A 12,272-nucleotide genomic window follows, 5' to 3' on the forward strand; every position below is an offset into this window, starting at 1 on the left:
TCGAAGGGCCCGCCGCCAGCTCGATGCCCGCACCGAAGAGCCCGTGACCCGGATCGACGCCCACGGCCGCAGAGGAACGCCGCCTGCCCCGCCGCCCACGGCGGCAGAGCCGTCCGCCGGCTTCGACGCCCCCAACTGAGGGCCCGGCCGTCGTCATCTGGCCGACCTGGATCACCCCGTGTTACGAAGAACCATGACCGCACCCGAGGGACCCCGCGCACACCGGACGTACGACGCCGTCATCGTCGGCGGCGGACACAACGGCCTGGTCGCCGCCGCCTACCTGGCCCGGGCCGGGCGCTCCGTGCTGGTTCTGGAGCGGCTGGACCACACCGGCGGTGCGGCAGTGTCCACCCGGCCGTTCGCCGGGGTCGACGCCCGGCTGTCCCGGTACTCGTATCTGGTCAGCCTGCTGCCCAAGAAGATCGTGCGGGACCTCGGCCTGGACTTCCGGGTCCGCACCCGCACCGTCTCCTCCTACACCCCCGCCGAGCGCGACGGCCGGCCCACCGGACTCCTCGTCGGCGGCGGTGAACGGCGGACCAGGGAGGCCTTCGCCCGGCTCACCGGCTCGGACCGCGAGTACCGGGCCTGGCAGGAGTTCTACGGCATGACCGGCCGTGTCGCCCAGCGTGTCTTCCCGACCCTCACCGAGCCGCTGCCCACACGCGAGGAACTCCGGACCCGCCTCGACGACGAGCAGGCCTGGCGGACGTTGTTCGAGGAGCCGATCGGGGTCGCCGTCGAAGAGCGTTTCACGGACGACCTGGTGCGCGGCGTCGTCCTCACCGACGCGCTCATCGGCACCTTTGCCGACGCCCACGACCCCTCACTGAAGCAGAACCGCTGCTTCCTCTACCACGTGATCGGCGGCGGCACCGGCGACTGGGACGTACCGGTCGGCGGCATGGGAGCCCTCACCGACGCACTGGCCGACGCGGCACGCGCCGCGGGCGCTGACCTCGCCACCGGCCACGAGGCGCTGCGCATCGCCACGGACGGCCGTACCGCCGAGGTCACCTACCGGACGGCCGAGAGCGAGGGCACCGTCGCCGCCCGGCACGTCCTGGTGAACGCCTCCCCCCAGGCCCTTGCGGAACTGACCGGCGGCACACCCCCGGCCCCTGCCGAGGGCGCCCAGCTGAAGGTGAACATGCTGCTCAAGCGGCTGCCGAGGCTGCGGGACAGCGCCGTGGACCCGAGTGAGGCGTTCGCCGGCACCTTCCATATCGCCGAGGGCTACCACCAACTGGCCACCGCCCACGCCCAGGCCGCCGCCGGAGGCCTGCCCGCCGCGCCGCCCTCCGAGATCTACTGCCACTCGCTCACCGACCCGACCATCCTCGGCCCCGACCTGGCCGAGCAGGGTTACCAGACGCTCACCCTCTTCGGTCTGCACACCCCGGCCCGCCTGTTCGAGCGGGACAACGACGCCGTACGCGAGGAGCTGCTGAAGTCGACCCTCGCCCAGCTCGACGCACACCTGGCCGAACCCCTCGCCGACTGCCTGGCCACGGACGCGGACGGGCGGCCCTGCATCGAGGCCAGGACCCCGCTCGACCTGGAGCGGGACCTCGGCCTGCCCGGCGGCAACATCTTCCACCGCGACCTGAGCTGGCCCTACGCCCAGGACGGCACCGGCCGCTGGGGCGTGGAGACCGGCCACGCCAACGTGCTGCTGTGCGGTGCCGGAGCGGTGCGCGGCGGCGGAGTGAGCGGGGTGCCCGGGCACAACGCGGCGATGGCGGTACTGGAGAAGGAACCCCGGTGACGCCTCAGTCCGCCGACGGTGTCCACCCCACCGCCCGAAGGCGCGACGCGTCCGCCGGGCGGGTCTCGTCGAACAGGGCGCCGTCTGCCGCCTCGACCCGCAGTCCGTCCACGTAGCAGCCGCGCCCGACATACAGCCGGTCCGTCGCGTACCGCCAGCGCAGGGCGAGTTCCCGCGCGGCGGGGACATCGGCGGTGAGCCGGTGCCAGACGCGGCCGGACCAGCCGGTGACCGAGCCCGACGGATGCTGCCGGGGATCCTCGCCCCGGCGGGACGTCGCGAAGGGCACCGGCTGCCAGGTCGTGCCGCCGTCGGTCGTCGCCTCCAGGACCAGCACGTCGGCCTTCGGCTCGGTGTCCCACCACAGCGCACAGCGCAGCCGCGCCCCGCCGCCGGACGTGTCGAGCGGGGGGAGTGTGAGGGTCGCCGTCGCGGAGACCGCCATCCCGGAGAACCAGGCGCCGCGCCCCCGCACCGGCCGGACCGGCACGGCCCGTGCCAGGTTGTTCGCGGCGGCGACCCGAGGGGCCGACCCCGAACGCCAACCGCGCACCGGATGCACGGAGTTGCCGAGCACGATCAGGAAGGAGTCGGTCGTCGGGTCGAGCACCAGCGAGGTGCCCGTGAAGCCGGTGTGCCCGGCCGTGCGCGGCGTGGCCATCGCGCCCATGTACCAGTGCTGGTAGAGCTCGAAACCGAGCCCGTGCTCGTCGCCGGGGAAGGCGGTGTTGAAGTCGGTGAATATCAGCTCCACCGACTCCGGCGTGAGGATCCGCTCCCGCCCGTAGACACCGCCGTTGAGCAGCGTACGGCCGAGGACCGCGAGGTCCCACGCGTCGGAGAACACACCCGCGTGCCCCGCGACCCCGCCCAGGCTGAAGGCGTTCTCGTCGTGCACCTCGCCCCACACCAGGCCCCGGTCCAGGCCGGACCACGGAGGGCGTGCGTCCTCCGTGGCCGCGATCCTCGGCCGCCAGGAGGCGGGCGGGTTGTAGCGGGTGCGGCGCATGCCGAGCGGCGCGGTGATCTCCTCCCGCAGGAGGGTGTCCAGGGAGCGGCCCGTGATCCCTTCCAGCACGAGCTGGAGCGAGACGAGGTTCAGGTCCGAGTACAGATACGCCGTGCCCGGAGCGCTCACCGGCTTCTCGTTCCAGATGAGCTGGAGCTTCTCCTCGTACGTCGGCGCGCTGTACAGCGGGATCCAGGCGCGGAAACCGGAGGTGTGCGTGAGGAGCTGACGGATCGTGATGTCCTGCTTGCCCGCGCGTGCGAAGTCCGGCAGGTACGAGGCGACCCTGCCCTCCAGCTCCAGCTTGCCCCGTTCGATCTGCTGCACGGCGAGGATCGAGGTGAACAGCTTCGACACCGACGCCAGGTCGAAGACCGTGTCCTCGGCCATGGGGATCCGCTCGTCCGGCGGGAACTCCACACCGGTGTCGGTCTTCTCGTCGTAGGCCCGGTAGCGCACCGCCATACCGATGGGCCGGTGCAGGGCCACGGTGCCGCCGCGTCCGGCGAGAAGGACGGCGCCCGCGTACCAGGGGTGCGTGGGGGAGGGGCCGAGGAACGCCTCGGCGTCGGTGACGAGCCGGCGCAGATGGGGGCCGAGCAGTCCGGCGCGTGCGGCGGAGCCGTGCCGGAGGGTGGGGCGGTGGCCGGTCGCCGCCGGGGCGGCCTGGGCGGGGCCGGCGGGCAACGGGGCGAGAGCGAGCGCACCGCCCAGGGCCATGCCCACTCGGCCGAGTTGACGTCGGGTCAGTTCACCGCTCGCCGGTCTGTCGGTCACCGCGCAACCCCTTCTCCTCAACGGCCTCGCATGTCCCATGAAGTATGTCCGCCGCACGGCTCCACAAATAGACGGCGCGCATGAACCTGCGCCCGCCTGAATCCGAACCCCGAGTCTGAGGCTGAATCTGACGGAGCGTCAGCAAACCCCTTCCGTCCTCCGGAGGACTCCGGCATCCTGCGCCCATGCAGACGGAGCTGAGCCAGAAACTGGGAGTCGAGCACGCCGTCTTCGGCTTCACGCCGTTCCCCGCCGTCGCCGCGGCCATCAGCCGGGCCGGCGGCTTCGGCGTGCTCGGCGCGGTCCGCTACACCGCCCCCGACGAGCTCAAACGCGACCTGGACTGGATCGAGGCGCACGTGGACGGCCGGCCCTACGGCCTGGACGTCGTGATGCCGGCGAAGAAGGTCGAGGGCGTGACCGAAGCCGACGTCGAGGCGATGATCCCCGAGGGGCACCGGCAGTTCGTCCTGGACACCCTCGCCAAGCACGGCGTGCCCGAGCTCGCCGAGGGCGAGGCGTCCGGCTGGCGCATCACCGGCTGGATGGAGCAGGTCGCCCGCAGCCAGCTCGACGTCGCCTTCGACTACCCGATCCGGCTCCTGGCCAACGCCCTCGGCTCCCCGCCCGCCGACGTCATCGCACGCGCCCACGACCAGGACGTGCTCGTCGCCGCGCTCGCGGGCAGTGCCCGGCACGCCCGCAAGCACCAGGACGCCGGGATCGACATCGTCGTGGCGCAGGGCTACGAGGCCGGCGGCCACACCGGCGAGATCGCCTCCATGGTGCTCACCCCCGAGGTCGTCGACGCCGTCGCCCCGCTGCCCGTGCTGGCCGCCGGCGGCATCGGCAGCGGACAGCAGGTGGCCGCCGCACTCAGCCTCGGCGCCCAAGGTGTGTGGCTGGGATCCATATGGCTGACCACCACAGAGGCGGACCTTCACTCGCCCGCCCTGACCCGCAAACTGATCGCCGCCGGCTCCGGCGACACCGTCCGCTCCCGCGCCCTGACCGGCAAGCCCGCACGCCAGCTGCGCACCGAGTGGACGGACGCCTGGGACGACCCGGCCGGGCCCGGCACCCTGCCCATGCCGTTGCAGGGCCTGCTGGTCGCCGAGGCCGTCTCGCGCATCCAGAAGCACGAGGTCGAACCGCTGCTCGGCACCCCGGTCGGGCAGATCGTCGGCCGGATGAACAGCGAACGCAGCGTCCAGGCAGTCTTCGACGACCTCACCCGCGGCTTCGAACAGGCTGTGGACCGCGTCAACCGCATCGCCGGAAGGAGCGGCCGGTCGTGAGCACACCCGCAGTGGGCTTCTGGGCCCAGGCCACACAGGATCCCGGCCGCAGCGTGCTCGTCGCGCCCGACGGCGAGGAGTGGACCGCCGGACGCCTGCACGCCGCCGCCAACCGGCTCGTGCACGGTCTGCGCGCGGCCGGGCTCGAACGCGGCGACACCTTCGCCGTGGTCCTGCCCAACGGCGTCGAGTTCCTCACCGCCTATCTGGCCGCCAGCCAGGCCGGGTTCTACCTCGTCCCGGTCAACCACCACCTGGTCGGACCGGAGATCGCGTGGATCGTCTCCGACTCCGGCGCCCGGGTCCTCCTCGCCCACGAGCGCTTCGCCGACGCGGCACGCGACGCCGCCGACGAGGCCGGCCTCCCGGCCACCCACCGGTACGCCGTGGGCACGGTCCAGGGCTTCCGGCCGTACGCCGAACTCCTCGACGGACAGCCCGAGTCGGCGCCCGCCGACCGCACCCTCGGCTGGGTCATGAACTACACCTCGGGCACCACCGGCCGCCCGCGCGGCATCCGCCGCCCCCTGCCCGGCAAGCCGCCGGAGGAGGCCTACCTCGGCGGTTTCCTCGGCATCTTCGGCATCCGGCCGTTCGACGGCAATGTGCACCTGGTGTGCTCGCCGCTCTACCACACGGCCGTCCTGCAGTTCGCCGGCGCGTCCCTGCACATCGGCCACCGGCTGGTCCTGATGGACAAGTGGACGCCCCAGGAGATGCTCCGCCTCATCGACCACCACCGCTGCACCCACACCCATATGGTCCCCACCCAGTTCCACCGCCTGCTGGCCCTGCCCGACGAGGACAAGGACCGCTACGACGTCTCCGCCATGCGGCACGCCATCCACGGCGCCGCGCCCTGCCCCGACCATGTGAAACGGGCCATGCTCGACTGGTGGGGCCCCTGTGTGGAGGAGTACTACGCGGCCAGCGAGGGCGGCGGCGCCTTCGCCACCGCCGAGGACTGGCTGAAGAAGCCCGGCACCGTCGGCAAGGCCTGGCCCATCAGCGAACTCGCGATCTTCGACGACGACGGCAAGAGGCTGCCGCCCGGCGAACTCGGCACCGTCTACATGAAGATGAACACCGGCGGCTTCTCGTACCACAAGGACGAGGCCAAGACCCGCAAGAACCGCATCGGGGACTTCTTCACCGTCGGCGACCTCGGCCACCTCGACGAGGACGGCTATCTCTTCCTGCGCGACCGGAAGATCGACCTGATCATCTCCGGCGGCGTCAACATCTACCCGGCCGAGATCGAGTCGGCCCTGCTAGCCCACCCCGCCGTCGCGGACGCGGCAGTCTTCGGCATCCCGCACGACGACTGGGGCGAGGAGGTCAAGGCGGTCGTCGAGGCGGCCCCCGGACACCGGCCCGGACCCGCCCTCGCGGCCGACCTCCTCGACCACTGCGCACACCGGCTCGCCGGGTACAAGCGGCCCAGGAGCGTCGACTTCATCACCGAGATGCCCCGCGACCCCAACGGCAAGCTGTACAAGAGGCGGCTGCGGGAGCCGTACTGGGAGGGCCGGACCCGACCGGTGTAGGGCGACGCTGCGGCTTTGGTCGCGCGGGCGGGCACGGGCGTCATCCTTTCGTCGGCGCCCGCCCGCCCTCCGGCCGATGTCCGGCCGCGCCCCGCCTTCCTAGCGTGAATCCATGACGATCGCGACCGAAGAGGGCCCGCTGCGGCGTGGCGCCGTACGCCCGGGCGAGCGAGCACTCGCCCCCGATCTCGCCCGCGGGATCATGCTGCTGGGCATCGTGCTGTCCAACACCGCCTTCCACCTCTGGGCGGCCCGGCGCGGGCCCTCCGGATGGCAGCCCGTGGACGGCTCGTGGCTGGACCATGCCGTGCAGTTCACCATGATCATCGTGCTCGACCTGCGGGTCTATCCGCTCTTCGCCTTCCTCTTCGGCTACGGCATGACGCAGCTCTACCTCCGTCAGACCGCCGCCGGCACCGACGGGCGCCACGCCGCGAAGATCCTGCGCAGGCGCAGCCTCTGGCTGATCGTCATCGGCCTGACGCACTCCGCCCTGCTGATGGCGGGGGACATCATCGGCTTCTACGGAGTCCTGAGTCTCATCCTCGGCCTGGCCTTCCTGCGGCGCGGCGAGCGCGCCCTGAAGTGGTGGATCTGGATCGGGGTCGCCCTGATCCTGCTCGTCTCGGCCGGGCCCGCCCTCGCGGCCCTCCTCCGGGGCGAACTGGGCACGTTCGGCGACGCCGGGGCCGACCCGGGCTTCAAGGCCTACGCTGCGGACGAGGCGAACTGGCTCACCGCCGCGGGCACCCGGCTGCGGACCGGCCTGTTCGTCACCTTCGTCGCCGCCCCGCTGACCCTCGTAGGCGGCGGGTTCATCCTCTTCCTGCTCGGCTTCCGGGCCGCACGGCGCCGCATCCTGGAGGAGCCGGGCCGCCACCGGCCGCTGCTGCGCCTGACGGCGGTGCTCGGCATCGCGGTCGGCTGGCTCGGCGCACTGCCCGCCGCCCTCGCCCACATCGGCGTCCTGCACGTGCCGGACGACATGCAGAGCGAATCCGGAGCGCTCACGGTGCTTCGCGACATCACCGGCAACGCCGCGGGCCTCGGCTATGTCGCGGCCGTCGCACTCTTCGCGCACTGGTGGACGACGCGCACGACCCGGCGCGGTGCGACGGCGGTGAACGCGGTGGCCTCGGTGGGCAAACGGTCCCTGTCCTGCTACCTCGCCCACTCGCTGCTCTTCGCCCCGGTGCTGGCCGCCTGGGGACTGGGCCTCGGCGGGCATCTGGGCAGCGCGACCATGGCGCTCTTCGCGTTCGCCGTCTGGCTGGTCACGGTGGCCGGGGCGTACGCCCTGGAACGCGCCGGCCGCCGGGGTCCCGCGGAAACGGTGCTGCGCCGGCTGATGTACGGCCGCCGGGCGCCATGAGCGGGGTGCCGCCCCGCCGGGAGCGGCACCCCACCCGGCACGGTCAGTGCCGCTCGTGCACCCGGACGACCTTCAGCTTCGGCGAGGACAGGATGTCCTTCTCGCAGAAGCGCGACGTCACCCACTTCTCACCGGAGAACAGCCGCGTCTGATCGGCGAAGTGCGGCGACTCGGGGTTCGACGACTGGGAGTACGTCAGCAGGGTGCGGGCCACCGGACAGCGGCTGCCGTCCCAGCCCACCGCCTGGAGGTGACTGGAGCCGAACGGCACCTCCGAGTAGCCACCGCCGGCCGCGTCCCACGTCGGCTGGATCACGTTCCACACACCGAGCTGCCCCGCACCGCCCGGCACGGGAAGGCGCTCGCCGTCGCGGACGACGAACTGGTGCGCGCCGAGCGGCGCGTCGAGCGCGATGCCCGCTGCCCGCAGTTCCGTCACCGTGTCGGCGAGGGCGGTGGCGAGGCCGGGAGCGTCCGTGTTCAGGGTGTTCGGAGTGCGTACCGGATCGGCCGCCGAGAAGGGCACCTTCCACAACTGGCCCGGGGGCACCGCCTCTTCCAGTTTCCGCCAGAACCGGTCGAAGAGCAGCGCTCCCCGGCTCCCGGTGTCCATGGTGCGGTCCCACGCCTTCAGCACCCCGCAGGCCTCCGACACCTCGACCGAGGCGCCGCCGCTGCCCGTCGCCTTGCCGCCGTTCAGCGCGGCGCACGCCCGTGCCACGTCCTCGGCGGCGAGATCGCCCGCGGGCACCCGGTTGGCGAACTGCTGCCGCTGCAGGTCGCGTACGGTCAGACGGCCCTTGTCCGCCATCGCCGCCACGTCCTCGATCCCGCCTCGGGTGCGCAGGCCGAGCTGGGTGCCCACCGTGCCGAAGACCCGCTCGTAGCCGGTGATCGGCCGGTCGGCGTTGGTCATCCAGGGGGTGCCGTTCGAGTTCTCGACGTACGGCGCGTTCTTGAGCGTCGGCATCCTCGACGGGCCGAAGATGCCCGGCCCCACGGCGTCGGGGTCGCTGCCGAGGGCGCAGTCGCCGCGTGAGCCGTCGAGGATCGCGATGCCGGACGCCGGATATGTGGTCCTGCCGAGTTCCGTCGAGCAGCGTTCCGCCAGCCCGTCGGTGATCCGGGGGAGTACCTGCGACTGGGTGTAGAGAGAGTGCCCCGCCCGGTCGGCGGCGATCGTGTTCACCCAGGGGATGCCCTGGTGCCGCGCGAGTGACGCGAGGACCTCGTCCGTGCTCCGCGCCTTGCTGAAGCCGAGCGAGGTGTCGGCGAACCGGAGGTTCGCGGCGTTCGGGTCGTACAGGGCGTACGCCGTCGTGCCGGTCCACGGCAGCGGGACCTGGGAGTTGAGCGAGGTGATGACCGGGCCATAGCGCGTCCACCACTGGGTACGGGTCACCGGCGCGCCGTCCTTCACCGCGACCGTCACGGTCCGCTTCCTCATCCGCTCCGGCTCGCCGTCCACGAGGTACGTCGTGGGATCGGCCGGATCCAGCGTCAGCCGGTGGAGGCTGGCCGGAACACCGGTCGAGACAGTGTGGCTCCAGGCCACCTGTGCGTTGAACCCGATGGAGATCGCCGGGGTGCCGAGCAGGGAGCCGCCGGAGACGTTCAGCTCCCCGGGGATCGTCTGCTGCGACTGCCAGAACCGGCGTCCGCCCTCCCAGGGGTAGTGCGGATTGCCCAGCAGCAGACCGCTGCCGTTCGCCGTCGTGTCACCGCGGAAGGCGACCGCGTTGGAGCCCATGCCGGGGTCGCCCCACAGCTCGTCCGCCGCCTTCGCCACGGCTTTGGCGTCCGGCTTGCGCACGGACGGGCCGCTCGCGGCGGTCGTGGCTCCGGTCGGGGGCTTCGCGGTCGTGATCGTGTCCACGAAGCGCCCCTCGCCGGCGATCGAGGCGATGGCGAGACCACGGGCGGCCACGTCGAGCTCGGTGACCGGACGGACCCAGGAGGCGCCCGCACAGGCGGGATCCGTGATCTTGTTCTTCTTCAGCCAGGCGTTGTAACCGGCCGCCCAGCCCCGCATCATGCCCCGGGAGTCGCGGCTCGGGCCCATGGGAGCGGGCTCGGCGAGCACCTTCTCCACGGTGCGGCTCTCACGGACCCCACGGAAGTACACATCACTGGCGAGGTTCGTCCTGGCCCCGGAGAGGGTGCCGTCGGCGGCCTTGTCGGCGCCGAAGTGCCGGGAGCGCTCGCCCCGCAGGGTCACGAACCCGTCGGCGAGCGTGCAGACCTCGTCGGCGGCCTGCGCCCAGCCGGTGCCGAAGCCCAGGTCGGCGTAGTTCTTCGCGAGGATGTGCGGGATGCCGTACTCGGTGTAGCGGATGACGGCGGACATACCGTCACGGGAAAGGTGCTGCTCCGCTCGCCCCTGGCTCGGGGCGGCGGCCGCGGGTAACGCGGACGCGGCCGTGAACAGGGCCGTGGCCCCGAGGACGAGGCGTCTCAGGCGGCTGCGCATGGTGCCCTCCAACATCGTTGAGGGAAAGGAGAGTTGAGCGTACAAATGTTCTGGGTTCATACGTCAGTACCATCACAGCGGACGCCTCCGGCGACGGCAGGGTTGAGCCGGTCGGTCCTTGACCTCCCCGGGCGGTCGGCCGAGGATCACTTGTCATGACGACGCCCGGACACGGCAGCACGGTCGACGGAGTCCTACGGCGCAGCGCCCGGCGCACACCGGCGCGCGTGGCGGTGGAGTACGGCGAACGCACCTGGACCTACGACGAACTCGACACCGCCGTCTCCCGCGCGGCGAGCGTCCTCCTCGATCAGGGCCTGTCCCCCGGGGACCGGGTCGGCGCCTACGGCCACAACTCCGACGCCTACCTCATCGCCTTCCTGGCCTGCGCCCGAGCCGGCCTGGTGCACGTACCCGTCAACCAGAACCTCACCGGCGACGACCTCGCCTACATCGTCCGCCAGTCCGGCAGCTCCCTGGTCCTCGCCGACCCGGACCTCGCCGGCCGGCTTCCCGACGGCGTACGGACATCGCCCCTGCGCGACGCCGGCGACTCGCTGCTCGCGCGGCTGGCCGAGGCGCCCGTGTACGACGGCCCCGAGCCGCGCCCCGAGGACCTCGTGCAACTGCTGTACACCTCCGGGACGACCGCGCTGCCCAAGGGCGCGATGATGACGCACCGGGCCCTGGTGCACGAGTACCTGAGCGCCATCTCGGCCCTCGACCTCAGCGCGGGCGACCGCCCCGCGCACTCGCTGCCCCTGTACCACTCGGCGCAGCTGCACGTCTTCCTGCTGCCCTACCTCGCGGTCGGCGCGACGAACCTCGTCCTCGACGCACCCGACGGCGACCGGCTCCTCGACCTGGTCGAAGCGGGCAGTGTGGACAGCCTGTTCGCCCCGCCCACCGTCTGGATCGCCCTGTCCAACCGCCCCGACTTCGCCACCCGCGACCTCAGCGGCCTGCGCAAGGCCTACTACGGGGCGTCGATCATGCCGGTGCCCGTACTGGCACGGCTCAAGGAACGCCTCCCGAAGCTGGCCTTCTACAACTGCTTCGGCCAGAGCGAGATCGGCCCCCTCGCCACGGTCCTCGCCCCCGAGGAGCACAAGGGCCGCATGGACTCCTGCGGCCGTACCGTGCTGTTCGTCGACGCGCGCGTGGTCGACGAGGACGGCGAGGCCGTACCCGACGGCACCCCCGGCGAGATCGTCTACCGCTCCCCGCAACTGTGCGTGGGCTACTGGGACAGGCCCGAGGAGACCGCCGAGGCCTTCCGTGACGGCTGGTTCCGCTCCGGCGACCTCGCGGTCCGCGACGCGCACGGCTACTTCACGATCGTCGACCGGGTGAAGGACGTCATCAACTCCGGCGGCGTCCTGGTCGCCTCACGCCAGGTCGAGGACGCCCTGTACACCCACCCCCGAGTCGCCGAGGCCGCCGTGGTCGGCCTCCCCGACGACCGCTGGATCGAGGCCGTCACAGCCGTCGTCGTCCCGCGCGGCGAGGTCACGGAGGCGGAACTGATCGACCACGTCCGCGAGAACCTGCCGCACTTCAAAGCGCCGAAGCGAGTGCTCTTCGTGGACGAACTCCCGCGCAACGCCAGCGGGAAGATTCTCAAGCGGGAGCTCAGGAAGGACCTCGGGGGCGGGCCGGGGTCGGTAGCATCCGGATAGCGCGGTAATGGGCGAAAAGGGGGCGTCGTGATCGAACTGTCGGACATGATCCGTGAGTTGCGGAGCCAGCTGACCACCGCACTGGCGGACGGCGCGGGCGAGGCCATCCGGTTCGAGGCAGGGCCCGTCGAGATCGAGGCGACCGTCGCCGTCACCCGCGAGGCGGGCGCCGACGCCAAGGTCCGCTTCTGGGTCGTCGACGCGAGTACGAAGGGCTCCTACTCGAACGCGCAGACGCAGCGCGTCAAGCTCACCCTCACGCCCACTACCGTCCCGGTCGCCGGAGGACCGCCGCGACCCGCAATGATCGCGGGTGACGGGGCGCGCGGCGAGCGCTGACTCAGTGCGC

The 12,272-nt window shown here is 72.1% G+C and carries 8 protein-coding genes; 6 read left to right on the forward strand and 2 right to left on the reverse strand.

The window, feature by feature from the left end:
- Positions 1-193: 193 nt before the first annotated feature.
- Positions 194-1,771: a phytoene desaturase family protein gene (locus ACFT32_RS12865; RefSeq protein WP_382488459.1), complete on the forward strand. Its 1,578-nt coding sequence runs from the start codon at positions 194-196 to the stop codon at positions 1,769-1,771.
- A 4-nt stretch (positions 1,772-1,775) separates the two neighbouring features.
- On the opposite strand, the gene ACFT32_RS12870 is transcribed toward ACFT32_RS12865, so the two are convergent.
- Positions 1,776-3,500 carry a serine hydrolase gene (locus tag ACFT32_RS12870; protein WP_382488888.1) on the reverse strand — a complete coding sequence of 575 codons (1,725 nt, stop codon included), beginning with the start codon at positions 3,498-3,500 and terminating at the stop codon, positions 1,776-1,778.
- A 242-nt stretch (positions 3,501-3,742) separates the two neighbouring features.
- Here ACFT32_RS12870 and ACFT32_RS12875 point away from each other — a divergent pair, with 242 nt between their 5' ends.
- The 3 genes from ACFT32_RS12875 (at position 3,743) to ACFT32_RS12885 (ending at position 7,774) form a co-directional block, all read left to right on the forward strand.
- Positions 3,743-4,855: an NAD(P)H-dependent flavin oxidoreductase gene (locus ACFT32_RS12875; RefSeq protein ID WP_382488460.1), complete on the forward strand. Its 1,113-nt coding sequence runs from the start codon at positions 3,743-3,745 to the stop codon at positions 4,853-4,855.
- Positions 4,852-6,402, forward strand: coding sequence for an acyl-CoA synthetase (locus ACFT32_RS12880; protein ID WP_382488461.1), 1,551 nt, complete (start codon positions 4,852-4,854; stop codon positions 6,400-6,402). Before ACFT32_RS12875 ends, ACFT32_RS12880 begins: the two co-directional genes overlap by 4 nt.
- A 112-nt stretch (positions 6,403-6,514) precedes the next feature.
- The gene (locus tag ACFT32_RS12885; protein ID WP_382488462.1) at positions 6,515-7,774 is read left to right on the forward strand and encodes a DUF418 domain-containing protein; all 1,260 of its coding nucleotides are present in this window, start codon (positions 6,515-6,517) and stop codon (positions 7,772-7,774) included.
- Positions 7,775-7,817: 43 nt separating this feature from the next.
- Here ACFT32_RS12885 and ACFT32_RS12890 read toward each other — a convergent pair whose 3' ends face one another.
- Positions 7,818-10,244 carry an acylase gene (locus tag ACFT32_RS12890; RefSeq protein ID WP_382488463.1) on the reverse strand — a complete coding sequence of 809 codons (2,427 nt, stop codon included), beginning with the start codon at positions 10,242-10,244 and terminating at the stop codon, positions 7,818-7,820.
- 155 nt (positions 10,245-10,399) lie between these two features.
- On the opposite strand from ACFT32_RS12890, the gene ACFT32_RS12895 reads away from it, so the two are divergent.
- Both ACFT32_RS12895 and ACFT32_RS12900 read left to right on the forward strand, forming a co-directional pair.
- Entirely contained in the window at positions 10,400-11,923 is a 1,524-nt protein-coding gene (locus ACFT32_RS12895; protein ID WP_382488464.1) for an acyl-CoA synthetase, read from the forward strand.
- Between the two features lie 27 nt (positions 11,924-11,950).
- Entirely contained in the window at positions 11,951-12,262 is a 312-nt protein-coding gene (locus ACFT32_RS12900; protein ID WP_382488465.1) for a trypco2 family protein, read from the forward strand.
- The last annotated feature ends 10 nt before the right edge of the window (positions 12,263-12,272 follow it).

It is taken from the genome of Streptomyces sp. NPDC057002 (assembly GCF_042673825.1).
Taxonomy (GTDB): Bacteria; Actinomycetota; Actinomycetes; order Streptomycetales; family Streptomycetaceae; genus Streptomyces.